The 26,967-nt window shown below is 57.2% G+C and carries 23 protein-coding genes; 8 read left to right on the top strand and 15 right to left on the bottom strand.

Going from position 1 to position 26,967, the window contains the following annotated elements; genetic code table 11:
* Positions 1 to 54 precede the first annotated feature (54 nt).
* Positions 55 to 1,182 (top strand): tetratricopeptide repeat protein, encoded by a 1,128-nt coding sequence (locus RX972_RS20705; protein ID WP_316878013.1) that lies wholly within the window; start codon positions 55 to 57, stop codon positions 1,180 to 1,182.
* 237 nt (positions 1,183 to 1,419) lie between these two features.
* On the opposite strand, the gene RX972_RS20700 is transcribed toward RX972_RS20705, so the two are convergent.
* Positions 1,420 to 1,794, bottom strand: coding sequence for a cupin domain-containing protein (locus tag RX972_RS20700; protein ID WP_231677223.1), 375 nt, complete (start codon positions 1,792 to 1,794; stop codon positions 1,420 to 1,422).
* A 98-nt stretch (positions 1,795 to 1,892) separates the two neighbouring features.
* Here RX972_RS20700 and RX972_RS20695 point away from each other — a divergent pair, with 98 nt between their 5' ends.
* Positions 1,893 to 2,744: a LysR family transcriptional regulator gene (locus tag RX972_RS20695; protein ID WP_316878010.1), complete on the top strand. Its 852-nt coding sequence runs from the start codon at positions 1,893 to 1,895 to the stop codon at positions 2,742 to 2,744.
* A gap of 88 nt (positions 2,745 to 2,832) precedes the next feature.
* On the opposite strand, the gene aldA is transcribed toward RX972_RS20695, so the two are convergent.
* The 4 genes from aldA to RX972_RS20675 are packed head-to-tail and all read right to left on the bottom strand — an operon-like array spanning position 2,833 to position 7,627.
* On the bottom strand, positions 2,833 to 4,266 hold the full coding sequence (gene aldA / locus RX972_RS20690; RefSeq protein ID WP_316878009.1) for an aldehyde dehydrogenase: 1,434 nt from the start codon (positions 4,264 to 4,266) through the stop codon (positions 2,833 to 2,835).
* A gap of 17 nt (positions 4,267 to 4,283) precedes the next feature.
* Positions 4,284 to 5,084 carry an HpcH/HpaI aldolase family protein gene (locus RX972_RS20685; RefSeq protein ID WP_263271382.1) on the bottom strand — a complete coding sequence of 267 codons (801 nt, stop codon included), beginning with the start codon at positions 5,082 to 5,084 and terminating at the stop codon, positions 4,284 to 4,286.
* A 42-nt stretch (positions 5,085 to 5,126) separates the two neighbouring features.
* Positions 5,127 to 6,311 carry an L-rhamnonate dehydratase gene (gene rhmD, locus RX972_RS20680; RefSeq protein ID WP_027899279.1) on the bottom strand — a complete coding sequence of 395 codons (1,185 nt, stop codon included), beginning with the start codon at positions 6,309 to 6,311 and terminating at the stop codon, positions 5,127 to 5,129.
* A 17-nt stretch (positions 6,312 to 6,328) separates the two neighbouring features.
* Positions 6,329 to 7,627 (bottom strand): MFS transporter, encoded by a 1,299-nt coding sequence (locus tag RX972_RS20675; protein ID WP_027899278.1) that lies wholly within the window; start codon positions 7,625 to 7,627, stop codon positions 6,329 to 6,331.
* Positions 7,628 to 7,901: 274 nt separating this feature from the next.
* On the opposite strand from RX972_RS20675, the gene RX972_RS20670 reads away from it, so the two are divergent.
* Complete coding sequence (locus RX972_RS20670; protein ID WP_099269778.1) at positions 7,902 to 8,846, top strand: LysR family transcriptional regulator; 945 nt, start codon at positions 7,902 to 7,904, stop codon at positions 8,844 to 8,846.
* A gap of 178 nt (positions 8,847 to 9,024) precedes the next feature.
* On the opposite strand, the gene RX972_RS20665 is transcribed toward RX972_RS20670, so the two are convergent.
* A complete protein-coding gene (locus RX972_RS20665) occupies positions 9,025 to 9,588 on the bottom strand; it encodes an RNA 2'-phosphotransferase (protein ID WP_316878003.1) in 564 nt (187 codons plus the stop codon).
* A 172-nt stretch (positions 9,589 to 9,760) separates the two neighbouring features.
* On the opposite strand from RX972_RS20665, the gene yfcF reads away from it, so the two are divergent.
* Entirely contained in the window at positions 9,761 to 10,387 is a 627-nt protein-coding gene (gene yfcF, locus RX972_RS20660; RefSeq protein WP_316878001.1) for a glutathione transferase, read from the top strand.
* A 36-nt stretch (positions 10,388 to 10,423) separates the two neighbouring features.
* Here yfcF and RX972_RS20655 read toward each other — a convergent pair whose 3' ends face one another.
* Together RX972_RS20655 and RX972_RS20650 are read right to left on the bottom strand one after the other, a co-directional pair.
* Positions 10,424 to 11,734 (bottom strand): ATP-binding protein, encoded by a 1,311-nt coding sequence (locus RX972_RS20655; protein WP_316877999.1) that lies wholly within the window; start codon positions 11,732 to 11,734, stop codon positions 10,424 to 10,426.
* 50 nt (positions 11,735 to 11,784) lie between these two features.
* Positions 11,785 to 12,489, bottom strand: coding sequence for a response regulator (locus RX972_RS20650; RefSeq protein ID WP_316877997.1), 705 nt, complete (start codon positions 12,487 to 12,489; stop codon positions 11,785 to 11,787).
* Positions 12,490 to 12,639: 150 nt separating this feature from the next.
* On the opposite strand from RX972_RS20650, the gene RX972_RS20645 reads away from it, so the two are divergent.
* Both RX972_RS20645 and RX972_RS20640 read left to right on the top strand, forming a co-directional pair.
* Positions 12,640 to 13,803, top strand: a complete 1,164-nt coding sequence (locus RX972_RS20645; RefSeq protein WP_316877995.1) for an efflux RND transporter periplasmic adaptor subunit — start codon at positions 12,640 to 12,642, stop codon at positions 13,801 to 13,803.
* Positions 13,803 to 16,928 (top strand): efflux RND transporter permease subunit, encoded by a 3,126-nt coding sequence (locus RX972_RS20640; RefSeq protein WP_316877993.1) that lies wholly within the window; start codon positions 13,803 to 13,805, stop codon positions 16,926 to 16,928. The genes RX972_RS20645 and RX972_RS20640 overlap by 1 nt, the downstream gene beginning before the upstream one ends.
* Positions 16,929 to 17,197: 269 nt before the next feature.
* Here RX972_RS20640 and RX972_RS20635 read toward each other — a convergent pair whose 3' ends face one another.
* The 4 genes from RX972_RS20635 to RX972_RS20620 form a co-directional block, all read right to left on the bottom strand.
* On the bottom strand, positions 17,198 to 17,935 hold the full coding sequence (locus RX972_RS20635) for a leucine-rich repeat domain-containing protein (protein ID WP_316877991.1): 738 nt from the start codon (positions 17,933 to 17,935) through the stop codon (positions 17,198 to 17,200).
* Between the two features lie 128 nt (positions 17,936 to 18,063).
* The gene (locus tag RX972_RS20630; protein ID WP_316877989.1) at positions 18,064 to 18,588 is read right to left on the bottom strand and encodes a hypothetical protein; all 525 of its coding nucleotides are present in this window, start codon (positions 18,586 to 18,588) and stop codon (positions 18,064 to 18,066) included.
* A gap of 67 nt (positions 18,589 to 18,655) precedes the next feature.
* Positions 18,656 to 19,564 carry a hypothetical protein gene (locus RX972_RS20625; RefSeq protein WP_231666609.1) on the bottom strand — a complete coding sequence of 303 codons (909 nt, stop codon included), beginning with the start codon at positions 19,562 to 19,564 and terminating at the stop codon, positions 18,656 to 18,658.
* Positions 19,564 to 20,256 carry a hypothetical protein gene (locus RX972_RS20620; protein ID WP_231666608.1) on the bottom strand — a complete coding sequence of 231 codons (693 nt, stop codon included), beginning with the start codon at positions 20,254 to 20,256 and terminating at the stop codon, positions 19,564 to 19,566. Before RX972_RS20620 ends, RX972_RS20625 begins: the two co-directional genes overlap by 1 nt.
* A 402-nt stretch (positions 20,257 to 20,658) precedes the next feature.
* Here RX972_RS20620 and RX972_RS20615 point away from each other — a divergent pair, with 402 nt between their 5' ends.
* A complete protein-coding gene (locus RX972_RS20615; RefSeq protein WP_316877986.1) occupies positions 20,659 to 21,087 on the top strand; it encodes a DUF2231 domain-containing protein in 429 nt (142 codons plus the stop codon).
* Complete coding sequence (locus tag RX972_RS20610; RefSeq protein WP_122705293.1) at positions 21,084 to 22,376, top strand: PQQ-dependent sugar dehydrogenase; 1,293 nt, start codon at positions 21,084 to 21,086, stop codon at positions 22,374 to 22,376. The genes RX972_RS20615 and RX972_RS20610 overlap by 4 nt, the downstream gene beginning before the upstream one ends.
* Before the next feature lie 177 nt (positions 22,377 to 22,553).
* On the opposite strand, the gene RX972_RS20605 is transcribed toward RX972_RS20610, so the two are convergent.
* The 3 genes from RX972_RS20605 to RX972_RS20595 all read right to left on the bottom strand — a co-directional run bounded on the left by RX972_RS20605 (position 22,554) and on the right by RX972_RS20595 (position 26,743).
* Entirely contained in the window at positions 22,554 to 24,971 is a 2,418-nt protein-coding gene (locus RX972_RS20605) for a TonB-dependent siderophore receptor (protein WP_316877983.1), read from the bottom strand.
* 196 nt (positions 24,972 to 25,167) lie between these two features.
* Positions 25,168 to 26,133 (bottom strand): FecR family protein, encoded by a 966-nt coding sequence (locus tag RX972_RS20600; RefSeq protein WP_316877981.1) that lies wholly within the window; start codon positions 26,131 to 26,133, stop codon positions 25,168 to 25,170.
* A gap of 112 nt (positions 26,134 to 26,245) precedes the next feature.
* Complete coding sequence (locus RX972_RS20595; protein ID WP_099269787.1) at positions 26,246 to 26,743, bottom strand: RNA polymerase sigma factor; 498 nt, start codon at positions 26,741 to 26,743, stop codon at positions 26,246 to 26,248.
* Positions 26,744 to 26,967 lie beyond the last annotated feature (224 nt).

The following is a 26,967-nucleotide window of genomic DNA, read 5'->3' as shown; positions in this document are numbered from 1 at the left end:
TCGGCGGGAATTCTAACAGCGAATCCTTTGGTCTTTAGCTGAATCGCGCTGACCATGATCTCCTATCGAGCCGAAAGCTACCATCTAACTTGTCACTGCTGTATTTTCATACTTCTTATGGGGCGGCGTAACTGGAAGTTGAAGCTTTGTGCCTCAAACCCTGAAAACTCATGTTGTGCCAGGTTCGTCGTAAGGAACATTATGCGTATTCGAGCTTTTAAGACTTTGCTGACTCTGCCTATGCTCTTCGTGATGCTTTACGCGCAGGCGGCAAAGCCCGGCGCGAGCGATGAGGCGATACGTCTGTTCTCAACTGAGCAATACCGGGCGTCGATAGAGGAGTCAGACAGGGTGCTCAAGTCGGACCCGACTGACACCGAGGCCTTGAATGTAAAGGCTTTGGCTGTGTCGATGCTGGGCGACGATCAAGCCGCTATACGGCTGGTGACTCAGGCACTCGAGATCGTTAAAAAGGACGGTCAGGCGTCGATTACCCAGCAGGCGAATTACTGGAACAACCTCGGGTATTTCAACGAGCGACAACGCAATTATCAGGTTGCCATTAGCTGTCATGAGAAAGCCTTGAAGATGCGGCTTTCCGCATTTGGTGCGGACAACCTGCAAACTGCCGATAGCTATAACAATCTGGGAACGACACTGAGCAAGCTCGGCCGTTATGACGAGGCCTTCGATAATCTGCGTAAAAACCTCGCATTGAGAAAACGGCTATCCGGTGAGCGTGACCATTCGGTTGCCGTGGCACTGAATAACCTAGGCAATGCTTACAACCTTCAGGGCGACTACAAAGCCTCTTTGCCACTTTTTCAACAGGCGCTGGATATTGATGCGCCGCTGTATGGCGTGCAGCATCCGGTAATTGCCGTGCGCTGGAACAATATTGGCGATGCTTATCGAGGACTAGGCCAATACGATCAGGCCGAAGTTTTCCTCACGAAAGCATTGAACAGCGATCTTGCGAGCTTTGGCGAGAACCATCCCAAAGTGTCACTGCGCTATTTCAATCTGGCCAAAATTTACGAGGCTCAAGGCGACAAGCTCAAAGCCCGAGCCGCCTACGCCAAGGCGCTGCAGATAGTCCGTAACGTTGATCCTGAAGATGCGGGGCAGATTCAATATTTTGAGGCGAAGCTGCGAGAACTGGGGGCCAAGTCAGGGGCATGATTTTGATCCATGAGTCCGATCAAAAACTATTCAACTATTTGATTTGGGATGACACCGCGCTGTCGCACAGTAAACACAGGACTTGTAGGAGCTGCCGAAGGCTGCGATCGCGGTGTGTCAGGATACATGCTTCGCAGCCTTCGGCAGCTCCTACATAAACTGCATTTCAATCCTGTAGTTTGCGTGTTGTTTGAGAGGCGCGCATAAATTCAGATAGTCACTTGAAGCTGAATATTCCTATCTCAACTGCCTTTCGATGGGCACGGTTCTGGCGCTGACTTCATCGCCTGTATGCCGTGTCGTGACCGTTTCAATCAGCATGATTCCGCACTCATCTTCAGCCACCGGGTTATGTCTGACCTGCCTGGGGATGATGCAGAATTCGCCCGGCCTGAGGATGATGTCGCGGTCCTCCAGCTGAATTTTCAGGGTCCCATAGACCACCATGAACATCTCGTCTTCATCTGCATGGGCGTGCCACATCAATTCGCCTTTCAGCTTCGCAACCTTGATGTACTGGTCGTTAACCTGGCCGATGACGTGCGGAGACCAATACTGAGTAACTTCAGCCAGGGCTGATTCGATGTTGATGGTATTACCGCTTGGGATCATGGTTCTAACTCCGGTGAGAGAGCGTCAATTTACGTCGGTGAGATGACTGGCCATATCGAATGTTTATAATGGGGGCATTAATATTTGTAATGGCCCCCATGTCCAGACTTCGCACTATTGATCTCGTTTTGATCCGTACATTTGTTGCGGTTGCCGAGACAGGCAGCATCAGCGCAGCAGCGCGACAGTTGCACCTTACCCAAGGCGGGATCAGCCAGCAGATCAAACGCCTTGAGAGCTTCTTCAATTGCATGTTGCTGGTGCGTGATCCTGGTGGAACCCAACTGACAGAACGAGGGGCAGACTTTCTGCCCAAAGCCAGGCGTCTACTTGATCACAGCGACAGTCTATACGAGGACATGACAGGGATAGTCGGCACCCGAAGCGTGCGGGTTGGCGTGCCTTACGACATGGCCGGTGCTCATTTTTCACCGATCCTCAAGAACTACGCTCATCACCATCCTGACGTAGAGGTCACTATCGTGACTGGCTCGTCCCTCGATCTGATGAGTGATTTCACGAAGGGGCTGATTGACCTCACACTGCGCCAGTGCCCCGAAAGCGAAGGTGTTGGAGAGCGGCTGTACGCGGAACCATTGGTATGGTTGAGCGCCTCGGATGAGCTGCTGCGCCAACGGCCTTTGCCGTTATGCTTCGTGACGCCAACCTGTACGTTTCGAAAAACCGTGTTTACCTTGCTGATCGAATCGCACATCAGTTGGCGCGTGGTGTTTGAAAATGCTTCGGTCGACGCCACGTTATCAACTGTTCGCAGTGGCCTGGCCCTGACGCCGTGGCTGCGCTCGCTGGTGCCCGAGGGCCTCCAGGAGGTTGGGGTAGAGTCCGGATTGCCTGTGCTGCCAGAGTTTGCAATCGAACTTCACGTCTCGCCGAATGCGAGTAGCAGTGCGTTGCAGATGGCAGAGGTTATTCGTCAACATTACCGATAGCGGGCAGTGTGCAGGCAGCGTCCTTTGCTTTAACCCGTCTGGCATAGAGGGGGCTTGATCAGGATTGTGAGCAAGCCCCCAAGGACCTTCAAGCCTGAATGTAGACAACATGCGTATGGGTGTACTCATACAACCCATGCTTGCCGTCCGCGCCGCCGACGCCAGACTTTCTGACACCGGCATGAAAGCCCTGCATAGCCTCGAAGTTTTCTCGATTGATGTAGGTTTCGCCAAAGTCGATTTCACGGATGGCGTACATCGCCTTGCTCAGGTCCCGGGTATACAGCGATGACGTCACGCCGTATTCGCAGTCATTGGCCAGGGCAATAGCTTCATCAAGGTCATCGACAATCTGGATGGGCAGCACGGGGCCGAATATCTCTTTGCGCATGATCTCCATGTCAGCGCTGCAACCCGTCAGCACTGTTGGCTGGAAGTGGAAGCCCTGGCCGAGGTCGGCGATGTTGCCGCCGGTGATCAGGTTGGCGCCTTGTGCCTGGGCTGTTTTGACTTTGGCGGCAACGCTTTCCAGCCCTTGGCGGTTGATCAGCGGGCCCATTTCTACCGTGCTGTCGGCCAGTGGATCACCGTAGCGGGTCGCAGCCATGGCAGCGCTGATCCTGTCGATGAATTCATCGGCGACGCCACGTTCGACGTATACCCGCTCAGCGCAGTTGCACACTTGTCCGGTGTTGATGATCCGCGAGTCGCGAATGGCTTTGACGGCAAGTTCCAGGTCCGCATCGGCGAGCACGATGGCAGGGGCTTTACCGCCCAGCTCAAGGTTGAGTTTGGTGATGTTGGGCGCTGCCGCGCTCATGATTCGTGCACCGGTTTCGACGCTTCCGGTGAAGCTGATCATGTCCACTTGCTGATGTGATGTCAGCGCTGCACCGACCCGGCCATCTCCGCAAACCACGTTGAAAACGCCTGCAGGAAGGTCTGTTTCAGCAACCAGTCTGGCAAACTCGAAACAGTTATTGGGTGTCTCTTCGCTGGGCTTGATGACGATGGTATTACCCGTAACCAGCGCCGGAGCCATCTTGCGAGCGATCAGGAAAAACGGGAAGTTCCACGGCAGGATGCCCGCCACCACACCCAGCGGTTTGCGAAACATGAAGATGTTCTCGCCCGGACGATCGCTGGTAATGATTTCACCTTCAATGCGCCGCGCCCACTCGGCCATATAGTCGAGGTAGTCCGCGGTGAAGTTGACCTCTACTTCGGCCAACCCATAGATCTTGCCTTGCTCCAGGGTGATGGTGCGGGCCAGGTGGGCGACGTTTTCACGCAGCTTGCTGGCGATCTTGCGCAGATAACCTGCACGTTCGTTGGCCGGACGTTTTGCCCATGCCGACTGGGCTGAGCGGGCTGCGGCAAGGGCGCGATCCACTTGATCGGAATCCGAGGCAGGGACTCTGGCGAGCACTGCGCCGGTCGCCGGGTTGAGCACGTCAAAGTGTTCGGCGCTGGGGACGAATTCGCCGTTGATATAGTTTTCGTAAACCGGTACTGAAGACATGGTCGGGTTCCTTCCAGTCAATAGGTGCGTGAGGCCGGGCGTTGTTCGGTGGCGTCACGATAAAGCGCGAGGTTGTTGAGTGCCGCCTGGCGCATCAGGCTGATGTCGATGGCCACTGCGATGAACTGGCAGCCCCAGCTTTGATAGCGGCGCGCGTCCTCTTCAGCCGGGGCCAGAATTCCGCTGACCTTGCCAGCCGCAAGGGTGGCATCAATCGCATGGCGGATTTTTTCCTGCACTTCAGGGTGAGACGGGTTGCCGATATGGCCCAGCCCCGTGGACAGGTCAGCCGGGCCGATGAATACCGCATCCACGCCTTCCACCGCAGCGATTTCAGCGACGTTATCGACGCCCGCGCGAGACTCTACCTGCACAATCAGGCAAAGCTCTTCATGGGCCGTATTGATGTAGTCGGGCACGCCGTCCCAGCGAGTGGCGCGGGTCAGACCGCCGCCGACGCCACGAATACCGTGTGGCGGATAGCGGGTGGCCTGTACCAGCGCGCGAGCCTGCGCAGCTGTCTCGACCATGGGAATCATCAGGGTCTGGGTGCCGATATCCAGCAACTGCTTGATCAGCACCGGGTCGTGACTCACGGCGCGCACGATCGGCGCGGTGGAGTAGGGCGCTACTGCCTGTAACTGGGCAAGGATCGAAGGCACGGTATTGGGCGCGTGCTCGCCATCAATGAGCATCCAGTCGTAGCCAAAGCTGGCGGTGATTTCAGCGCCGTATCCCGTGGCAAAGCCAGCCCAGATACCGTATTGCGGCTCGCCTTTGGCCAAGGCGGCCTTGAAGGCGTTACGTGGCATTTTCATAAGGACTCCTGTCGAGTCGAGCTCGAGCATCAAATTGCGCAATCAGTGCTGGTAGGGGCGATGCAGCTGGCACTCAGGGTTCAGCGTCACGCCAAAGCCCGGCTGATCGAGTTTCGAAATCCGCATGCGACCGTTTTCCGGGACCGGTTCACCGAGTAGTTGTGGATGGAACATGGGCACCACTTCGTCGGCCTTGGGCGCCATCATCAGGAATTCAGCGAACGGGCTGTTGGTACGCGTGGCCACAAAGTGATAGCTGTAAACAGAAGATCCGTGGGGTACAACCATCGCGCTGTGGGCGTCGGCCAGCGCCGAGATCTTGATCAGTTCGGTGATCCCGCCACACCAGCCGACGTCCGGCTGGATGATGTCGCAGCAGCCCATTTCCAGCAGCATCCGGAACCCCCAGCGTGTTGCTTCATGCTCGCCGGTGGTGACCAGCATGCCGGTGGGAACGGCTTTTTTAAGCGCGGCGTAGCCCCAGTAGTCATCAGGCGACAGCGCTTCTTCGATCCACTTCAAACCAAACTCGTGAGCACCCTGGGCCAGACGCGTGGCGTAGTTGAGGTCCAGGCTCATCCAGCAATCGAGCATCAGCCAGAAATCCTTGCCAACACGCTCGCGCATGACCGCCAGCTCTTCCAGGTTCTTGCGCAGGCCTTCTTCGCCCTCGGCCGGGCCGTGGTGCAGCGGCAGCTTGCCGCCGATGAAACCCATTTTTTGCGCCAGGTCCGGACGGGCGCCGGTGGCATAGAATTGCAGTTCGTCGCGGACTGCACCGCCCAGTAACTGGTGCACGGGTTCTTTGCGGACCTTGCCAAGCAAATCCCAAAGCGCCAGGTCGATACCGGAAATCGTGTTGATCACCAGCCCCTTGCGCCCGTAATACTGGGAGGAGAAATACATCTGATCCCAGATGCGTTCGATATCGGTGACCTTCGCGCCTTCGACAAAACGTGCCAGGTGTTTCTCTACGATATAGGCCGCAGGTTCGCCGCCGGTGGTGACGGCAAAACCGATATTGCCTTCCGAGTCCTCGACCTCGACAACGAGAGTGCCGAGCACGTTGATACCGAAGCTGCGACGGCTCTGGCGGTACTCCGGGTATTTGCTCATCGGTGTGGCGATGTGATCGTCGATCCAGTGGCCGTCGCCCTGATCGTGATAGTCGGCGCCACCTCCGCGCAGGACAAAGGCGCGAACATGTTTGATGGTTGGAATGGCCATGATGTAATTCCTCCTGGTCAGACTTGAAAAGTCGGTTGCTTGCGAGGGACAGCCTGACTTGGCGGGCGAATGCCCATGATCAGCGCTGCGGCAATGAGTGTCGTGACGGCCAGCACGTACAAGCCGGCTGCCGGAGAATGAAAGGAGGCTTCTGCCCAGTTCTTCAGAATCGGCGCAATGAACCCGCCCAGTGCTCCGAAAGAGTTGATCAGCGCGATAGCACCGGCTGCGGCAGCACCAGCCAGGAAGCTACCGGGGAATGTCCAGAACACCGGTTGCACGGCAATAAAACCCGAGGCAGCGAAGCACAGCGCAAGAATGCCGAGCATCGGGTTGGCGAAGGTCACCGAGGCGGCGATTCCCAGTCCCGAGACCACCAGGGTCAGTGCGGCCACGGTGCGACGCTGGCCGGTGCGGTCGGCGATTGCCGGAATCTTCCAGGCAGCCAACAGTGCGCATAACCATGGTACAGCGCTCACCAGCCCGACCATCAGGCCGACTTTAGTGCCCAGCAATCCAGCCACCTGACTGGGCAGATAGAAAACCACGCCATACACGCTGGCCTGGATCAGCAGATAAATCAGGCACAGATACAGAACCGCAGGCTGGCAAAGGATTTTCAGCAAGCTGCCGTGCGCTTGTTTCTGGCTGTCCTCGGCATCCAGCACGGCTTGCAACTGGTGACGCTCTTCTGGCGTAAGCCATTTAGCGTCGGCAGGGCGGTTGTCGAGATAGAAATAGGCCCAGACACCGACCACGCTCGCCATTAATCCTTCGACTGCAAACAGCCACTGCCAGCCGTGGGTGCCCATGAAGCCGTCCAGTTCAAGCAACAAGCCAGATAATGGGCTGCCGAAGATGAAGGCCAGTGGCGCGCCGAAATAGAAGAAACCCATGGCCTTGCCGCGTGAAGCGCTGGGAAACCAGTAGGTGAGGTACAGAATTACGCCCGGAAAGAAACCAGCCTCAGCCACACCCAGCAGAAAGCGCAGAACGTAGAAGGTGGTTTCGTTGTGGGCGAACATCATGGCGGCGGAGACAAGGCCCCAGGTCACCATGATCCGGCACATCCAGAGGCGGGCGCCGATCTTGTGCATGATCAGGTTGCTGGGCACCTCCAGCAACGCGTAACCGGCGAAGAAAACCCCAGCGCCGAACGCGAAGGCAGCGTCGCCGATGCCGGTATCGGCCTGGAATGCCTGTTTGGCAAAGCCAACGTTGGCACGATCAAGGAACGCCATGATGTACATCAGCAACAGAAACGGCAGCAGCCGCCAGGAGACCTTGCGCAGTAAAGTCGCGGGTAGAGTGTTCACGTCAGTTTCCTTTTTGGAATTATTTGACTGCGTAAATTTTCAAAGCAGATGAAGGGGCGCGTTGGGCCTCAACAGGATGCAGATAACGGGCTGGCTTGCGGAGTGCGACGGCTGTAAGCGGGGGACAAAAAGAGGGCGGCAGAGCGTTTCATTGGATTCACCTCGGTGGGTGTTGTTTTCTTGTGCTGAGGACTCTACTGCCTGGCAGGGATGCGTGACTAATCGAATTAAGCTTATAGTCGATACCTTATAGTTATCGATTGCAGAGGGCAGTATGAGTGTCGAGCGGTCTCCCCATCAGCTGTTTGGCCGGCTGCGTTACAAGCATCTGCAGATGCTGGTGGTGCTCGGCTCCAGCCTCAATCTGCACCGCGCATCATTGAGCATGAGCATGTCTCAGCCTGCGGCGACCCGGATGCTTCAGGAAATCGAAGACATGTTCGGCTGCGAGCTGTTCGAGCGGTTGCCACGGGGCATGCGTCCTACCGCGTTGGGGCGTGAGCTGCTGCGCTTTGCCGAGGCGGCACTGAGTGGGCTGGATCGCTGCGCCGCCGATATTGCCGTGCGCAAGCAGGGTGGTTATGGGTATTTGTCGATCGGTACGATTATGGGTGCGGCGCCTGATCTGGTGATGAACGCCGTCGCCGAGATCAAAGGGCTCAATCCGCAACTGCGCATCCGGATCATGGGCGATACCAGCGATCAGGTGGTGCAGTTGCTGGAGCAGGGGCGTGTGGACATCGCCGTGACGCGGCGCAACCTCATCACTGATCGTGAGCAATACGAGTTCGAGCCTTTGGGCAACGAGCGGCTGATTGCCGTGGTGCACAGCGGCCATCCGTTGGCTCGCCGTCGCAAGTTGCAATGGGCAGAGCTGGTCAGGGACTGGCCGTGGATTTTGCAACCCGAGACCAGCCCGGCCCGCATCGCCATCGAGCAGGCGTTGCAAAAGCTTGAACTGCCGATACCCGCCGATATCATCGAGTGCAGCTCGGTGTACTCCATGCAGCAATTGGTGCAGTTGACTGATGCCCTGATGGTGCTTTCCGAGTCGGCCATGCGGGACTACCTGAAGATGGGCCTGGTCAAAGCGCTGCCGGTCACGCTGGACGCGCAGATGGCCCCGTTCGGCTTGCTACGCCGCAAAGGCGAACCGGTCAGTCGCGAGCTTCAGCACTTCATTGATTTGCTGCGTAAACGAGCTCGTGAGGCGGCGTGACGCGGCGGTAAACCTGAAACGCATTCCTGTAGGAGCTCACGAGCACCGCGAGGCAGCGAAGGAGGACTGTCTGATACACCGCTATCGCGGCCTCGCGGTGCTCGTGCGCTCCTACAGGTTTTTCGGTTTTCTGGTTTCCCGGTTTTTCCGCGAGACAGCGCCGCAATCGTATGTTGCTCTAAAAATCCTCAACTGAAGTTCTGCTCAAAAACTCAACCGGCACACACTCCACCAACCACACGCCATTGTCAGCCTGAAAAAACTGCATGCCTGCATTTCTCATGGCTTGGGTGTCTACGGTAAGCAGTACAGGTTTTCCATACCGCTTGCCTACCTCGACGGCAGTTTCTTGATGTTCCGACAGATGAACATGGTGTCTGCTGCCAGGGATCAGTCCTTGCGCCTCGATGGACGCCATGAAACGCTCGGCGGTGCCGTGATAAAGCACGGCGGGCGGCACCTTTTCGTCAAGTTGTAGCTGAACAAGTGCAGTGCTGTGACCTTGCGCAGCCCTTATACGCTGGCCGTCTTCGGAGACCGTGAAACGCTTCTTTTCATTGGAATCCACCACCTCGAGCAGCATCGTGTGATCGAACGTCTGGCCGTGCTGTCCGGCTTTTTCGATCAGGTCTGCGATGTCGGCCCAGCCGTCGCGATCCAGTGTTAACCCAATGGATTCGGGACCGTGGCGCAGGACATAGCTGAGGAACTTGCTGAGGTCATCTCGTTGTTTCCTGTTCAAAGGAACTGTCCTTATTCATGAGTGTTCAGGCGCGTTATTGTTCTTGGCGAAACGGGAACAGGCAAGCGCGTCTGTCTTTATTCCCCATTGGAATACGCCCATGAAAATCATGAATTTCATTTATCTCCATGAACCTCGTAGCGTGTCGTCTTCTGCATAAGGAGATGAACCTGTGAATAACCTGCGCTTGTATGTTGACTCGCAATTCACCAGCCCCTACGCCATGTCGGCTTTCGTGGTACTGCGCGAAAAGGGCATCGAATTCGAACTGATTCCTGTGGATCTCGAGGCGTCTGAAAATCAGTCAGCTGATTACGCCAGCCTTTCGCTAACGCAACGGGTACCAACGCTGTTACATGGCGACTTTGCACTGTCCGAGTCGTCAGCGATTACCGAGTATCTGGAAGAGGTTTTTCCCGAGTCTCCGGTTTATCCAAAAAATCCCAGGCAGCGTGCAAAAGCGCGGCAGGTTCAGGCATGGATTCGCAGTGACCTGCTACCCATTCGTCAGGAGCGCTCCACGCTGGTTGTGTTCTATGGCGTCAAGGCCAGCCCCTTATCGCCGGATGCCGAGTCCGCAACACGCAAGCTGTTCAGCGCAGCACAAGCACTGCTTGCCGACAGCCCAGCGTACTTGTTTGGCGAGTGGTCAATCGCCGATGTGGATCTGGCGGTGATGCTGAATCGGCTGATACTCAATGGCGACCCAGTGCCGACCGTACTGGTGGAGTATGCACAGCGCCAATGGCAACGGCCGAGTGTGCAGGAATGGGTCGGTTTTCAGCGTCCGCCGTTGTAGCTGGGTGCCTGTGATGTCCGCTATTGCCAATAGCGGTCATCCAGCCTTGGCAAACGGCAAAAGTATCTCAAACCTGGCGCCACCCAGTGTTGACGAGCCCACCGTAATATTCCCGCTCTGGCATTCAATGGCGCGTCGACTGATTGCCAGCCCCAACCCAAACCCTCCCGTGTCGCGATCACGGCTTCTGTCCATTCGGTAAAACGGCTCGAAGATGCGTTCCTGCTCGCTGGGAGGAATGCCTATGCCGTCATCCTCGACGCTGAACATCAGGCCGTTTTCAGGATGCCTGCGCGCACTGACTTTGACCTGCTTTTCACAGTATCGAATTGCATTGTTGATCAGGTTCTGGAGTGCGCGTGCGGTGAGGCGCGGGTCGAGTACGAACCGTTCGGGCGTAGTTTCAAATTGCAGAATCAGGCTGAAGTTCCGGCTTTCCTGCTCGTCGATAAACCCGCCCAGAACGCTGTCCAGATACGCCTGCACGGGCACCTCTTGCAGGTCCGGAAGTTGATAGGGCGATTGCAGGCGAGTGTACGAGAGCAGCTCGTCAATCAATGAGTCCAATTCCCGTACATGGCCGATCATTTGTTCAAGCCGCAGCTTTGTCGGTGGCTCCAGTGGGTCGGCCATGACCAGTGCCATGCCGAATTCCAGCCTCGATAAGGGCGTGCGCAGTTCATGGGAGACGGCATTCAGTAGCTCTTGCTGCTGATTGAGCAGGCCTTCGATGTCCTGAGCCATTTTGTCGAACACCTGGGCCAGGTCGCCGATGTTCGAGCGCGGTGATATTTGCGTGCGCTCGGCGAGGTTACCCTTGCCCAGCATCATCGCGGTGCGCTTGAGACGTTGCAGGTCGCGCCAGTGTGGTCGCACCCATATCAACATGCAGCCCAGCAGTGCCGCACCCACCAGAATATTCATCAGCCAGTAGATGATGTTGATATCGACCGGGGGATCCGGAGATACCAGCTTGATGACCTTATCACCGGGCAACAGCGTCAAGGCCGTGCCCCATTCGCCGTAATAGCCTCTGCGCACGGCGTTCTTGCCTTGCACGAGGTCGGCGCGCTCGCTGTCGTTCAGGCTCGCATCAGTCAGCGGGATGACCCTGAGCTGCAGGGGGGCAAAGTCTTCATGCAGCTCGCGTTCGAGCGCGGGCCACTGGTTTTGCGGTGTGTGCATGAAACGCACCTGAATCAGCCGCAGCGTGCCTTTGATCTGCTGCTGGTTGTAGGTGACGGTGCGCTCATCGAACAGTTTCAGCACCAGCTCTGGCACGGTATACAGCGCTACGCCGTACGTCACCAGCATGATCAGGTAAAGCCGGGCGAGCATCTTGAACATGGCGATTGATCAACTGTGAAGGTCAGAAGGAGGACAGGGCGGTGAACGGGTTACTCATCCCATTCGGAACGGCTCAACAAGTAACCTTTGCCCCAGACGGTTTTGATCTTGCGCGGTTCGCCCGGAGAGTCTTCGAATTTGCGCCGCAGTTTGGAAATGGCCACATCCACCGATCGGTCGACCCCGTTGAACTCGATGCCGCGCAGTTGCTGGATCAACTGATCCCGGCTCAGGACTTCACCTACGTGACGAGCAAGTACCAGAAGCAAGTTGTATTCACCTGACGATAATTCCACGTCTTGCTTGCGCCATTGCACCTGACGCTCAGTCTGGTCGATGAGCAACTGGCCGAGCACGATTTGCTGGCTGTTTTCAAGAGGTGTGACGGCGGGTGTGCTGCGTCGCAACAGGGTGCGAATCCGGGCCAATAGCACCCGCGGCTCACAGGGCTTGGCAACGTAATCATCGGCACCGGTTTCCAGACCCAGTATCTGATCGTCGCTTTGGTCGCGGGCGGTGAGCATGAGAATGGGCAAGCCGGGTTTTTCGTCGCGCAATTGCCTGCATACATGCAAGCCGTCCAGCCCTGGCAGCATCAGGTCGAGAATGACCAGGTCCGGGTTCAGCCGATGCATGCTTTCGAGCGCGCGGTCGCCACGGTTGATCACCGCCACGTTGTATTCGAAGCGCTGCAGGTAGCTGGCAATCAGCTCAGACAGCGCCGCGTCATCCTCGACAAGCATTATCCTGGTCATTCTTCGGGCCGTTTCGCAAAGTTAGCAGCATAACCATGGCATGCCGTATTGGTACGAAGCCTTAACACTTCTTCACATCTTTCCAACACTTGTTTACATGCGCCCTGGCGCGCGTCTTTAGCATGGCGTTATCTTCAGGGGAACGCCATCATGCCGTCTTTTTTTCGTCTCGATCCACGCCGTTTGCTGTTGTGTGCCGGTCTTGTTGCGCTGACCGGTTGTGGTGAGCCACCAGCCCAGCAGCAGATGCCACCGCCGCAAGTCAGCGTCGAGACCGTCAAGACTCAGCCCCTGACCATCACAACAGAGTTGAATGGACGTCTGGTTTCGCCGCGCACCGTCGAGGTTCGTGCGCGCGTCGCAGGCATCGTGCTGCAGCGGGTTTATCGCGAGGGCACTGACGTCAAACAGGGCGATGTTCTGTTTCGCATTGATCCTGCGCCGTTTCAGGCGGATGTCGACAGCGCTGAGGCGGCTCTTCGCAAGGCAGAGGCCAACCAGTATCAAACCCGCTTGCAGGCAGAGCGTTACGCCGAGTTGGTGAAGATCAACGCCGTGAGCCGTCAGGAGTCGGAAAACGCCCGCGCCAGCTTTCTGCAGGCCGATGCGGACGTGGCTTCAAGTCGGGCGGCGCTCAAACGCTCGCGCTTGAGCCTGGGTTATGCAACGGTTACCGCGCCGATATCCGGGCGTATCAGCAAGGCACTGGTCACAGAAGGCGCGCTGGTGGGGCAGGGCGATGCGACCCCGCTGGCAACCATTCAGCAATTGCAGCCCATCTATGCCGACATTAATCAGTCCACCCGCCAGATCAGCGAGCTGCGCAGTTCGTTGCGTCAGGGTTATTTGCAGCAACTGGAACAGGGCCAGATCACTGCGACGCTGATCCAGGAGGATGGCAGCCCTTACCCCATCAAAGGCAAGTTGCTGTTCTCCGACCTGACCGTTGATCAAAGTACCGGCCAGATCGTGCTGCGCAGCGAGTTTCCCAACCCGCAAAGCGAGCTGTTGCCGGGCAGTTTCATCCGGGTAAAGCTGGATCAGGCCCGCGTTGAGCAGGGTATTACTGTTGCCCAGCGCGCAGTGCAGCGCGACGCGGCCGGCAAAGCATTGGTCCTGGTCGTCGACGCGGAAGGCAAGGCTCAGGAACGCGCCGTCGAACTGGGTGATGTGCAAAACAACCGCTGGATCGTGAAAACCGGCCTCAGTGCGGGAGACCGGGTGGTGGTGTCGGGCTTGCAGCATGTTCAGCCTGGAGCGGCAGTGACCGCTGAAGAACAGGGTGTGCCAGCCTCTGCTCAGGAGCATAAGTAATGCCGCAGTTTTTTATTGATCGGCCGGTATTTGCCTGGGTCATCGCGTTGTTCATTGTCCTCGCGGGTCTGTTGGCGATACCTAACCTGCCCGTCGCTCAATACCCCAGCGTCGCGCCGCCGCAAATAGAACTGACGGCCACGTATCCCGGCGCGTCCGCCCAGACCATCGATGAAAGTGTGGTCAGCCTGATCGAGCAGGAACTGAACGGTGTTAATCACCTGCTCTATTTCAGTTCCAGCAGCAGCCAGAACACGGCCACCATGACCGTGACTTTCCAGCCGGGCACCGATCCCGAGCTGGCCAAGGTCGACGTACAGAACCGGTTGAAAGTGGTTGAACCACGCCTGCCTCGTGCCGTCACTCAGCAAGGCTTGCAGATCGAGGAAACGTCAGCGGGCTTTCTGATGATTGCGACACTGACCTCTATGGACGGGCGTCTGGATGAAATTGCCCTGAGTGACTATCTGACCCGTAATGTGGTCAACGAACTCAAGCGTCTTGATGGTGTGGGCAAGGCGCAATTGTTTGGCTCCGAGCGCGCGATGCGGATCTGGATCGATCCGCAGAAGCTCGTGGCGTTCAACCTGACACCGGCTGATGTCAGCCTCGCTATATCCGAGCAGAACGTACAGGTCTCAGCGGGGAGCATCGGCGACTTGCCGTCGTCATCCGATCAGGAGCTGACGGCGACGGTCATGGTTAAAGGGCAACTGAGTTCGCCGCAGGAGTTCGCTTCGATTGTGCTCAAAGCCAACCCCAACGGCTCCAACGTAACGGTCGGCGACGTGGCGCGGGTTGAAGTCGGTGGCCAGAATTACAACTTCGCGACCCGCCTCGACGGTAAGGCATCAGTCGCGGTGGGGGTGCAATTGGCGCCTGCGGGCAACGCCATGAGTACTGCGACCCAGGTCCGGGAGAAACTGGATGAGCTGTCGCGGTACTTCCCGGCCGGGGTGAAATACGACATTCCTTACGACACATCGCCCTTCGTCAAAGTATCGATCACCAAAGTCATCTACACCCTGGTGGAGGCCATGGTGCTGGTGTTCATCGTGATGTTTCTGTTCCTGCAGAACATTCGCTATACGCTAATTCCGGCCCTTGTGGTGCCCGTGGCGTTGATGGGCACATTTGCCGTGATGTATGTGGTTGGTTTTTCCATCAACGTACTGACGCTGTTCGGCATGGTGTTGGCCATCGGCATTCTGGTGGATGATGCGATTGTGGTGGTGGAGAACGTCGAGCGGTTGATGGTGCAAGAAGGCTTATCGCCCAAAGAGGCTACGCGCAAGGCCATGACCGAAATCAGCAGCGCGATCATCGGCATCACACTGGTGCTGACCGCGGTGTTTATTCCCATGGCCTTCATGCCCGGCTCGGTCGGCGTGATCTATCAACAGTTCTCAATCTCCATGGCCGTCGCCATTGTGTTCTCGGCGTTCCTGGCCCTTAGCCTGACACCGGCGTTGTGCGCGACATTACTCAAGCCTATTCCTGCTAATTCACATCACGAGAAGAAAGGCTTTTTTGGCTGGTTCAACCGACGTTTTGATCGTCTCAGCGACGGTTATGAAAGCTGGGTGAGCAAGGCCGTGCGCCAGTTGGGCCGTTACATGCTGGTGTTCGTGGTGTTGGTTGGCGTCATGGGCGTGCTGTTCACCCGTCTTCCATCCTCGTTCCTGCCGGTTGAGGATCAGGGCTACACCATCACGGATATTCAGCTGCCACCGGGCGCCAGCCAGAACCGTACCATCGAAATCGCCAAACAGATCGAAGCGCATAACGCGCAGGAGCCCGGCATCGCCAATACGGTGATGATTCTCGGCTTCAGCTTTTCCGGGAGCGGGCAGAACGCAGCGCTGGCGTTTACCACCTTGAAGGATTGGTCGGAACGGACAGCACAGGATTCTGCGCAATCTATCGCCGATCGTGCCAGCGCCGTGTTTTTTGGCCTCAAAGACGCCATGGTATTCAGTTTGCTTCCGCCGCCGGTAGAAGGTCTGGGCACGTCAGGTGGTTTTGAAGTGCGCTTGCAGGATCGCGGCTCACAGGGCTACGACGCATTGCGGCAGGCGCGTGACGATCTGCTGGGCAGGATCAGTAAAAGTCCGATTCTGCAGAACGTGCGCGAAGCCTCGTTGGCGGAAACTCCTCAGGTCAACATCGAGGTAGACCGTCAGCAAGCCAATGCCATGGGCATTTCATTTGCCGACATCGCCAACGTGCTGTCGACGTCGTTGGGTTCTGCTTACGTGAATGACTTTCCGAATCAGGGGCGCATGCAGCAAGTGATTGTGCAAAGCGAAGGTGATCGCAGGCAGCAGGTGGATGACCTGCTGAAGCTCGAAGTCAAAAACAGTCAGGGTCGTATGGTCCCGGTGTCAGCCTTCGCCAAGGTCAACTGGAGCAGAGGACCGGCGCAGCTCAATCGCTACAACGGTTATCCCTCGGTGAGCCTGTCCGGCGAACCGTCGCCGGGTCATAGCACCGGTGAAGCCATGGAAGAAATGGAGCGTCTGGCTTCAGGGTTGCCATCCGGTTTTGCTCTGCAATGGACCGGCTTGTCGTTGCAGGAGCGTATCTCGGGCGGTCAGGCTCCGCTGTTGCTCGGCCTGTCGATGTTGGTGGTGTTTCTGTGTCTGGCAGCACTCTATGAGAGCTGGGCGATCCCGGCTGCGGTGCTGTTGGTCGTGCCGCTGGGGATCATCGGTGCGGTGCTGGCGGTGACGTTGCGTGGCATGCCCAACGATGTGTTTTTCAAAGTGGGGCTGATCACCATTATTGGTCTGTCGGCGAAGAACGCCATCCTGATCATCGAGTTTGCCAAGAGCCTGCATGATCAGGGCATGGGCCGGGTCGAGGCGAGCATTCAGGCTGCGCGCCTGCGGCTACGACCGATCATCATGACCTCGCTGGCCTTCATACTCGGCGTGGTGCCATTGGTCTTTGCTTCAGGTGCGAGTTCGGCCAGCCAGCAAGCCATCGGCACCGGCGTAATCGGCGGCATGCTGACGGCAACCCTGGCGGTGGTTTTTGTCCCGGTGTTCTTTGTGCTGGTCATGGGGATGGTGGAAAAGGTCAGGCCGAAGGCGAAAGTCGACGAGGGCATGACGCGTGATTAAGTTGTCGCTGCTCGCCGTTGCCGGTCCCTGAAACCGCGTAGCAAACGGGGACCAAGGAGCGCGCTTGCCCGCGATAGCGTCAGCACAGCCGATATATTTATTGACTGAAAGACCGCATCGCGGGCAAGCGCGCTCCTACAGATAAAAGCATTCCAAACCAGATAGTTTTTTTGGTGAGAGTGCGCCCGGTGTCCGTGAAGCACACATGAACCCTGTAGGAGTGAGCTTGCTCGCGATAGCGGTAGATCTGTTAAGAGGATGCCGACTGGTTATTCAGCAGATGATGCGTCGACCACCATCTGTTCGAATTGCTGAGTCAGTTTTTCAAACCGTGGCGCATCACAAACGGGGCAGAGGAAAGGCATTCTGCGCCCGGTGAACATCGAGGTGAATGCATCACACTTGACGCAACGCAGATGCGTTTTTACGTGCGCAGTCAGCGGTTCTGCGAGCTGCGCGTTTAACTTGCCTGCAAGGAAGGCGATCTGCGTCCGCTGGAACTGATTTGTCAGGCTCAAATACCGAAGGTTCGAGCAGCGAGCAAGGCTGGAGATATCGTCGGTCTCGAGCTTCATATTTGCTATGGAAAGCCTGTTGAGATTGGGAATACGCGATACCGACTCGATTGAGTCAAGGCGCAGCGGCGCCGATCCTCCACCCACATTTCCGGACAGGTGCAGTTCGGTGAGCTCGCTCAAGGTTTCAACCCCGTCCAGTCGACGCAGTTTTGGGAAGTCTCCAATTGTCAGGTGCGTCAAACCTTTCAACCTGAAAACAGGTTCAAGCGATTCAATTTTAGTCGCCCATTCCAACCGTAACTGGCGCGTCCTGATAAGCGTCTCGATCCCGTCGAGTGTGGGCAGTTTAATGTTGTAAAGGCGTAACTCAGTCGCGATGCACCTGGACAGAATGACAGGCCATACTTTGGCTGAGATATTCCTGAGATCAAGCTCGTTTCTTTCTGCCAGTTCGTGTTCGGCGAATTCTCTATCGAGCAGTAAAGCCATTGTCCGGATCTACCCAACTGTTTCATGACGTGAGTGAGTGTTTAGGGCGCCCGAGTATAGGCATGCTCGCGATTCACCGGATTGATTTGAGGTCAGGTTCCGCTGTTTTTAGAGTGAGCCCCCAAGCGTTACTCAATACGGGACACCCAGGTTGTGGTTATCCCGTCTGACTCAGGAGGTAGCTCGTTCAGCAGAACGGCTTCCTCGTCACCTTGATTCAGGAAAATGATGAAGTCTCCGGTCTCGAAAAGGATCTTGAAACCCACCAAGTGTCCTTTCTGATTTGGCCATGTATCAACCATTCCGATGACGTCTTCAACGGCAATATTGACCAGATGAGAGGCCTCAAGATCCTGAAGTAAGTCCTCTCTAAGCCACGAGCAGGTGTCTCCAGATTCAAGGTCGAAGGAGATGGGCGGTTCAAGCGGGAGCAAATCCGCACCCACGCTTTCACCGTTACTCAGCAGATACATTGACAGGTAACCGTGCTCGCCGAGTTGCCACTCGATCGACCCTTTACCGATCAGACATTTTTCGCCATTGAAATAATATTGATCATGCAAAATCCCTGACACTTTCCGGCCAATCAACGTGCGCGCGTTAATGAGGTCCTGGGCGCTTCTGTCTGGTTTTGATGTCATGCGGGCGTTCACCAGAGAATGATTCCTCGGAGGTTGGATCCGGCTGTAATGACCATACTCGCAGGCAAGTCACTGATGGCTAGCGCCCGTAAGCCGCCTGCAATTGTGCCGCCGTCAATGGGTCTTCAAACGGCACTGGTACTGACTTCACCGAGCCGTAGAGGTTGCGGTAACGCCAATAGTTGCCATTGCTGGCTAACTGATAACCGCGCTCTACCACTCGCTGGCCATCCAGCACATAGCGCAATGTCTCCTGGGCAGCTTCGGGCGGTGCCGGGAGCATCAAGTCGGCGGTCAGCACGCGCATTGATTCGTCGATGCACTCGTCGAGGGCCGCTGTGACCTGCTTCAAATCCAGGGAGCCGTCATCGATGCAACCTTTACCACAGCGCCGAATGGGCTGGCTGGTGACTTCGATGCGCATGCGATACAGCGCTGAACCGGCAATGTCCTGCACCTGCACCTGATTGATCAGCACGAAACTGCCGCGATCAGGCGTAAGCATCAGTTTCGGCTCGATCACCAGGCGTGCGCTGACGTTGCCTGTGCCCTGTTTGAGGCCTGCCGCTAGCGAGGCTTGCTGAAAGCGCTGTTCCAGACGCTCTTGCAAAGGCACGCCACCCAGTAGCTCGGCCAACGGACGCGACTCTTTGGCGGCGGCCGTTTCTGCATCTCTCTGCAAGCTACCGCTGCCCATCTGGGTGTTGATCAGGCTGGCGACCAGCAGGCCCGCGAGCCCGGCAGCATTGCCCGAACTCGCAATCAGATTATGGCTCGCCGTCGCAGCCTTCTGCGCCGCTTCGGAGTCGACCACAGTGCTTGCACCGACAAATGCCTGCGGCAGTTGCATGTCGACCTTGACTCCGTGTGCCTGGACGTAGGACACAGCCTCCTGAGACTTGAAACCGGTCTGTGGCGCGGGCTTCTGAGCACAACCGGCGAGCATGAGCAGCACCAGCGCCGTGGCCGCTGTCGATAGGCTTTTCATTATTCGAACGGGGTAATCATTTGCTGACGGCTTGTGTCCATCGCCTGATAGAAAGCGTTGGTCAGATTGGTATAAGTCGGCTCATCCCACTCGCCCTGAGCGGCCTGCACTACGGCGAAGGGTTTGAACCACAGCAGTCTGTTGTCAGCCAGATCGACGACCATACCTTGTCCACCTATCTGCGCCATGGGCACGCTGGTCGGTACGATGCTGTAATAGCTTCGGGTGGCTCCGGTGCCCTGGATGTTGACCAACAGCAGACGGTCTACGCCATAAGCTGCCTTGATCGGGCTCAGGTCACGGACTGTGTAGCCTTCACGGAAACTGACTTCTTTATAGGTCTTCAGATCCACTGGCTCATTGATGCGCTTTGCCTTGTAACCCTTGGCTTGCAACTTGGCAACGATGGCATCCGGCAGTGTATTGAGGTCGCGCACCTGCCATTTTTCGACATTCCCGCTGAGCTTGCTGTTCATACCCGTGTTGATGGCTAAATCCAGAAGCCCCTGATTGCCGGTCAGCACCAGCGCAGGCTCTGGTACTACGTTGATCGCCACGCCGATAACCGGTTCTTTGGCATCCCAGAATTGTTTATCAAGCGCTACCGGCGGTTGAACATGGGCGCAGCCGGTGAGTGTCAGGCAGGCAAGCAACGTCAGTGCGGCCATGGTGCGCAGAGTATGAAGATTCATGTAACAAGTCCCTTTGATTTAAAACGATGATGCCTCTATCGGCAGCAACTCCGATAAATGTAGTGGCACTTTGGTTTTATTTTCATTTTCAGCGTGTTGGCATGTGACAGCGTATTGATCAGGGCCAAAGCAGCCTGTTCTCGGAACATCCCGAAAAAGATTGCTATCAGGCCTCAGGTTTCCGTCAGCTCGGAAGCCTCGATTAAATTTGGCACTGTGTAGGTCTATGGACGAACCGGAGAAACTCTTCTTCAGACTGTTTTTCAAAATATTTCGACATGAAATGCACTGAACTAACGCGTCGGCACAACGATCCTTTTCTTTGCGCAGTCAGCGCGACCCTGTCTGCCAGTGCATTTGCGCTGAGTATTGCTCAGGGTCGCTCAACGATAAGGAGCCGCCGTGACCGTTACTACTCACCCCCTTTACCGGACTACACCTAGCCCGCTACCCGCGATCTTGCTTGCCGGTACCGTCCCGCTGTTTCTCGGTGCTTTGCTGAGTGACATCGCTTACGCCCAGACCTACCAGATTCAGTGGGCCAACTTTGCCTCCTGGCTGATTGCCGGAGGGCTGCTTTTCTGTGGCTTGGCGTTGTTGTTTGCACTGGTCAATCTGATCCGTGCGGACCACAAGGCAGGCCGTCCGGTCGCTTATTTCCTGCTCCTTCTGGTTACGTGGGCGCTGGGCCTGATCAACGCGTTCGAGCATGCGAAGGACGCTTGGGCGATGATGCCGACAGGGCTGATTTTATCTGTAGTCGTAACGCTGCTGTCCGTTGTTGCGGCGTGGACCGGGCTTACCAATCTGCGTTCGGGAGGTGCGGAATGAAGCATTCAGGCGCATTGACCGTTTTGAGCATGTCGTTGTTTTTGAGCGCCTGTGGTGGCGATGGCGAAAGCACCCAGGCACGCGGTCCTGATCCAAAGCTGCCGGAACCGCAACGCACGCTACTGCCGAGCATGAAGATTGCCGAGCCGGTGGCCTGGGGTGATCAAAAGCCCACTGTTCCCGAGGGCTTCAGCATCACCGCGATTGCGACTGACCTGAGGATTCCGCGTCAGACGCTGGTCCTGCCCAACGGCGATATTCTGGTTGCAGAAGGACGTGGCGGCAGCGCGGCCAAGCTCAAACCCAAGGATGTGATTGCCAGTGTGATCAAGGCCAAGGGCAACACCCAAGTCAAAGGCGGCAACCGTCTGACCTTGCTGCGTGATGCTGATGGCGACGGCAATTACGAGTTGAAGACGCTTTTCGCTGAAGATCTCAACGCGCCTTATGGCCTGGCCTTTGCTAACGGCAAGCTCTATGTCGCCAATCAGGACGCATTGGTAAGTTTCGATTATCAGGACGGGCAGACCAAAGCCAGCGGTGCTCCCACCAAGCTCACCGACCTGCCTTCGCAGATCAACCACCACTGGACCAAGGCGCTGACGATTAGCCCGGATGGCCGTTACCTGTATGTCGGGATCGGTTCGAACAGCAACGTCACTGAGCGCGGTATGGAGGTCGAGATCGACCGTGCCATGGTCTGGCAGATCGATGCTGAGACCGGGGCGCACAAGCCTTATGCAACAGGCCTGCGTAACCCGACGGCACTGACCATTCAGCCTGAAACCGGGAAGTTGTGGACGGTGGTCAACGAGCGTGACGAACTGGGGCCTGATCTGGTGCCTGATTATCTGACGTCGGTGAAGGAGGGCGGTTTCTACGGTTGGCCTTACAGCTATTGGGGCCAGAACGTCGACCCGCGTGCGCAACCGCAGAATCCTGAAAAGGTCGCCTCGGCTATCAAACCGGATTACAGCCTCGGCTCGCACGTTGCTGCACTGGGTGTCGACTTTTCCATCCCGGCCATGGGTGACAAGTTCGCCAACGGTGTTTTTGTCGGCGAGCACGGCAGTTGGAACCGTCCGAATCCGGTGGGTTACAAGGTGATCTTCGTACCGTTCAACAATGGTATCCCTGCGGGTGAGCCGGTTGATTTTGCGACTGGCTTCCGCGGCGCGGACGGGAAAACCCGCGGTCGCCCGGTGGGTGTGACGGTTGACCCGAAAGGTGCGCTGATCATCGCTGACGATCTTGCCAACACCGTCTGGAGAGTGACGCGTAATCGTTGAGTCCAGTGCCCCGAGGTGAGGAATATCGCCTCGGGGCAGCTTTTGCAAACTCCTGTAGGAGCTGCCGAAGGCTGCGATGGCGATACTCCTGACGCACCGCTATCGCAGCCTTCGGCAGCTCCTACAGATCCGTGTTTGCTTCGCGACAGCCGCGATTCTCAAATAGGCAACATCAGCTCAATACTTCCAGGTCACCGACGCCGTCAGGTTGCGCGGTGCGCCGTAGTTGGTTGAGCCAGCAGCCTGATACAGCGACAACAGGTATTTCTGATCGGTGACGTTGTTCATGTTCAACGACGTGCTCCAGTGATCATCGAAGTCATAGCTGGCCATCAGGTCGACCAGCGCATAGGCGTCTTGCCGAACGTTGCCGTTGGTGTCGACTTCAGTCCCGCTTTGCCACTGGATGCGAGTCCCGACCCTGGCCTGAGGCAGGGCTGGCAGGCGGTAGGTCAAGCTGCCGCGCACGGTATGAGTGGGGATGTACTTGCGCGCCTCGTCGCCATTGGCGTCTTCGATTCGCACGAAGGTATAACCGCCCGCCAGTTCCAGACCGGGCAATGCTTCACCGGAGGCTTCCAGTTCCACGCCGCGGCTTTTGAAGTCCTCGCCTCGGTATACAAATTGACTGCCCTGTATTCCGGCGGACTCAGCGACGTTTTGCTGGTCGGTCTTGAACACGGCAGCCGTTACCGTCAGCCGCTCGTCGAGCAGACGGCCCTTCACGCCGACTTCGGTGCTTTTGCCTTCAAGTGGCTGAAGCACTCCGCCACTGACACTGCGCACGTACTGCGGTTTGAAGATTTCGGTCCAGCTGGTGTACAGGCTCCACTGTGGGGTGAGGTCGTAGACCAGGCCGGTGTAAGGCGTCACCTTGCCGTGTACGCGGGTATCGTGGGGTGATCCATAGCCCGCACCTTCTCCATCGGCGCTGAGCATCCGTGCCCCGGCGATCCAGTGCAGGTCATCGGTAACGCTGAAGCGCGCACCGGCGAACACACTTTTCTGCCGATCGGTGAAAAGCTGGGTGTTGACGTCGTTAGTGAAATCAAAGGCCGGTTGTACAACCGCACCGGCCAGGGCGTCCTCAAGGCTGGCCATGATGTAGCCGGAGACATCTTTATAGTGTCCGCGCTCCTTATGGTGAGTGCGTCCGTAATTGGCGCCTACGGTCAGTTGGTGCTCGCGCCCCAACAGGCTGAAAGGCCCGGACAACTGGGCCTCGCCGATCACTTGATGCTCGGTGCTGGTGGTGCGATTGACGTAGGCAAAAACGTCCGTCGCTGTTGCCGGGATGGCGTACAGCATCTTCGTGTCCTGATGCTGACTGACCCCGGTCAGAGTGATCTTGCTGGCCCAGCCGTTATCGAAATCGTGAGTCAGCTCGGCGAAGGCGCGTTTGGTGTGGATGTCCCAGTACGTCCAGGGTTGGCCGATGCTGGAGCTGCGGCTGCTGTAGTGAATACGATTGCCTGCGAAGTCGGCAATGGGCAGGGCGCCCCAAGTGCTGCCATTTGAATAGCTGTCCTGCTGGGAAAAGCCCACGGTCAGGGTGTCAGCGTCAGACAAGTCGAAAGCCAGCAGGCCAGCGACGACGTTGACCTCATGGCTGTACTGATCGAGGTAGGAGTTGCCTTTGTCGTGTGCCGTGATGAATCGTCCGCGCACGTTACCGCTGTCCGTTAGCGGGCCGGAAACATCCAGGCCCAGTCGACGGTTGTCCCAGGAACCGGCACTGGCATCGACTTTCGCCTGGAATGTATCGGTAGGCCGCTTGCGAACGAAATTGACGGTAGCCGACGGGTTACCCGCACCACTCATGAGTCCATTGGCGCCATGCAGCACGTCGATTTGTTCGAACTCGGTCATGTCCTGATCACCGAGCAGCACGCCGCCAGAAAATGGCATGCCCATGCCATCGTATTCGAAGTTATCGATGGTAAAGCCGCGCGAGGTGAAGGCCGTGCGATCAGTCTCGAACTGTTCGACGGTGACCGAGGGCGCGCTGCGCAGGGCTTCTTTCACACTGTTGAGTTGGAAATCGTCCATTTGCTCGCGGGTCACGACAGTCACCGCTTGCGGAGTCTCCCTGTCGCTCAGGCCCAAGCGGGTAGTGCTAGAGACGGGTTTGCCCTGATAGCCGAAGCTCTGGATGCTGTCCGGGGTGATGCGGGATTGAATCTGCATGGCGGGCAGGTTCATTTCGTTGGTGATATTCGCCTGGGCAACCGGCACCAGATAGACCGTCATCGCGTCCGTGCGGGAAAAGCTGTAGCCGCTGCCTTGCAGCAACCCGGCCAGGCCTTCTTCCGCCGAGTACGAACCCACCACCGCATTACTGCGCAGACTCGCATCGAGGTTCCCATCCAGCAGCACGTTTTGCCCGGTCTGTTGGCTGAACACTAACAACGCCTGGCGTAACTGCTGAGCGGGAATATTCAGTGCCAGCTTTTCGATTGAGCTGCCCGCGGTAGTACCTTGTGCCGCATGTGCCTGAATGGCTCCAGCCAGTAGCGTGCAGGCAAGTACTGCCCCATGGGCACCAAGTCGCCATTGCATGCCGGTTTTACGCCCAGGAGTGTGGTGCTTTGCCATTCAGGTTGTTCCCTATGAGATGCGCATGGATATGCGAACAGCTATCAGTCACATCTAAGACGGATGACCTTTGGCAATACCTGAAGGTGTTTTGAAATATTTGTAGCGGGTGTCTGTTGAAGGTCGAGGTTGGGGGTTGGGAAACTTCGTGGGACTTGGTTTAGCCGGAGGAATGCCTCGCGGCTGTCTTTGACGATCATGCGGCGTGAATGATGGTCACAAGGTCGGTGTAGCTCGTGATCTTCACTGCCAGGGCCTTGGAAAGCACATCCAGCATCTGGTCAGGTCGATTCAGGTTGAGAATCAGACTGACCCGTCGCGCCGCCAGTTGCGGGTCCGCGATGAATATTCTGCCTTCTCGCCAGCGTTGAAGTTCGCTGACGACCGCGCTCAGCGGTTTGTCGAAGAACACCAGTCGACCATTGCGCCAGGCGAGCACCTGATCCAGCTCCGCGTGCTGGATCTCCTCCGCCCGATTGGCACTGAAACGCAATGAAAGGCCTTCTCCCAGGTCGGTTTGCTGGCTCGCGGTAACCACGCGTACGGTGCCTCGACTCACGGTCAGCAACGTGCTCTCACTGTCGCATGACAGGCAGAACTCGCCGTTGTTGGCCAGTACCCGACCGGCTTCTGTGTTGATCGAAAGCTCGCCGACAGCGGCTGGCACAACGTTGAAAAATACTTCGCCCTGCAGCAGTTCCACGGCCCGTTGTGTGGAGGAAAAGTCGATGTTCAGCGCGGTGTTGCCGGCGAGTTCAACCGTAGACCCATCGGCCAGACGTACCGTGCGCCGTTCACCCACGGCGGTCCGCAAGTCCGCAAACGGTGACCCGATGCCCTTCAGCCAGAGCGTCGTTGCACTCGCTGTGACGGCGACAGCGCATGCCGCTACACCCAATCCGACAAAGCGACGCCGGGATAACTGAGTGCCGACCGCAGGAGCTGGCGGTTTAGCCACCAGGGCTGACGCTGCCCACAGTTTTTCAAGTCGGGCATACGCCTGAGCATGCACGGGATCAGCGTCGAGCCATGCTGCCAGCGCTTCGTGCTCGGCCGGAGTCGCTGATCCGCCGTGCATCAGCGCAAACCACACGCTGGCCTGATGGCTCACGTCATCAGGCTGCGCAGCGGAGGGGTGAAGAATCGGAGGTTCAGCGCTCATAGGTCAATCAAGTCAGGGTGGGCGGGTGCTGTCGGCGCAGTGTAATCCAGCACGCCTGCACTCGTCCGCTGCCGGTTTGCCAGGTTGCCTGGTTTCAGTCGAGTAAAGGGGCTCACTCGGGCATCCCGAGTTTCAACAAATCCAGGGCTCTGACCATTCGACTGAAGGCGGTTTTCGAGGAGATCCCGAGGCGTTCGCCAATCTCTACATAGGTCAGGCCTTCGACCCGCACCATCAGGAACACCTCACGACAGGGTTCCGGCATGTTCTGAATCACTTCATTGAGTGCCGACAGTTGTTGATTGGCAATGGCCGCTTGCTCCAGCGTCGGGGTTCGCTGTTCGGCTTCGCTCATGTCCTGCAGATCCAGCGGCTCGCCTTTGCGATGCTCCTGACGTCGGGTGTGATCGATAAACAGGTTACGGGCACTGGAGAACAGGTAGGCGCGAAAGTTTTCGATGCGTGTCCGGCCCATCTGCTCTGACAGGCGGATGAAGGTGTCCTGCGTCAGGTCGGCAGCGGTCTCTTTGCAGCGCAAGCGACGATCCAGATAAGCCTGAATTTCTCCGCGATGGGCGAGATATAACGCCTTGAGATCTGAGCCGGACATGAGGCCACCTTAACTGGCATGGAAGCAAGCGCGGCAAAATATCACAAACGAGAATCATTTGCGATATTGGGGCGAGTTGCTTGCTCGCCAGGCAGGCGCCTCGGTCCGTCAGGCACACCGCGTTATCGTTCTTCGCGGGCAAGCCCGGCTCCTATCAAACAAACTACAACTATTTGATTTGGAGTACTTTTTCATCTGTAGGAGCGCGCTTGCCCGCGATCGCG

Source organism: Pseudomonas syringae group sp. J309-1 (assembly GCF_032582135.1).
In the GTDB taxonomy this organism is placed as follows: domain Bacteria; phylum Pseudomonadota; class Gammaproteobacteria; order Pseudomonadales; family Pseudomonadaceae; genus Aquipseudomonas; species Aquipseudomonas quasicaspiana.
The sequence above is the reverse complement of the archived record's forward strand: the minus strand, read 5'-3'. Positions and strand labels throughout refer to the sequence as shown.

Bases quoted from the DNA above. Each gene is read 5' to 3' on its own strand.
- RX972_RS20670 (WP_099269778.1), top strand. From the start codon at position 7,902: ATGAGTGTCGAGCGGTCTCCCCATCAGCTGTTTGGCCGGCTGCGTTAC.
- RX972_RS20620 (WP_231666608.1), bottom strand. From the start codon at position 20,256: ATGAATCTTCATACTCTGCGCACCATGGCCGCACTGACGTTGCTTGCC.
- RX972_RS20655 (WP_316877999.1), bottom strand. From the start codon at position 11,734: ATGTTCAAGATGCTCGCCCGGCTTTACCTGATCATGCTGGTGACGTAC.
- RX972_RS20695 (WP_316878010.1), top strand. From the start codon at position 1,893: ATGTCCAGACTTCGCACTATTGATCTCGTTTTGATCCGTACATTTGTT.
- RX972_RS20650 (WP_316877997.1), bottom strand. From the start codon at position 12,489: ATGACCAGGATAATGCTTGTCGAGGATGACGCGGCGCTGTCTGAGCTG.
- RX972_RS20605 (WP_316877983.1), bottom strand. From the start codon at position 24,971: ATGGCAAAGCACCACACTCCTGGGCGTAAAACCGGCATGCAATGGCGA.
- RX972_RS20645 (WP_316877995.1), top strand. From the start codon at position 12,640: ATGCCGTCTTTTTTTCGTCTCGATCCACGCCGTTTGCTGTTGTGTGCC.
- rhmD (WP_027899279.1), bottom strand. From the start codon at position 6,311: ATGGCCATTCCAACCATCAAACATGTTCGCGCCTTTGTCCTGCGCGGA.
- RX972_RS20610 (WP_122705293.1), top strand. From the start codon at position 21,084: ATGAAGCATTCAGGCGCATTGACCGTTTTGAGCATGTCGTTGTTTTTG.
- RX972_RS20600 (WP_316877981.1), bottom strand. From the start codon at position 26,133: ATGAGCGCTGAACCTCCGATTCTTCACCCCTCCGCTGCGCAGCCTGAT.
- RX972_RS20595 (WP_099269787.1), bottom strand. From the start codon at position 26,743: ATGTCCGGCTCAGATCTCAAGGCGTTATATCTCGCCCATCGCGGAGAA.
- RX972_RS20635 (WP_316877991.1), bottom strand. From the start codon at position 17,935: ATGGCTTTACTGCTCGATAGAGAATTCGCCGAACACGAACTGGCAGAA.
- RX972_RS20705 (WP_316878013.1), top strand. From the start codon at position 55: ATGATCTCCTATCGAGCCGAAAGCTACCATCTAACTTGTCACTGCTGT.
- aldA (WP_316878009.1), bottom strand. From the start codon at position 4,266: ATGTCTTCAGTACCGGTTTACGAAAACTATATCAACGGCGAATTCGTC.
- RX972_RS20640 (WP_316877993.1), top strand. From the start codon at position 13,803: ATGCCGCAGTTTTTTATTGATCGGCCGGTATTTGCCTGGGTCATCGCG.
- RX972_RS20685 (WP_263271382.1), bottom strand. From the start codon at position 5,084: ATGAAAATGCCACGTAACGCCTTCAAGGCCGCCTTGGCCAAAGGCGAG.
- RX972_RS20700 (WP_231677223.1), bottom strand. From the start codon at position 1,794: ATGATCCCAAGCGGTAATACCATCAACATCGAATCAGCCCTGGCTGAA.
- RX972_RS20625 (WP_231666609.1), bottom strand. From the start codon at position 19,564: ATGAAAAGCCTATCGACAGCGGCCACGGCGCTGGTGCTGCTCATGCTC.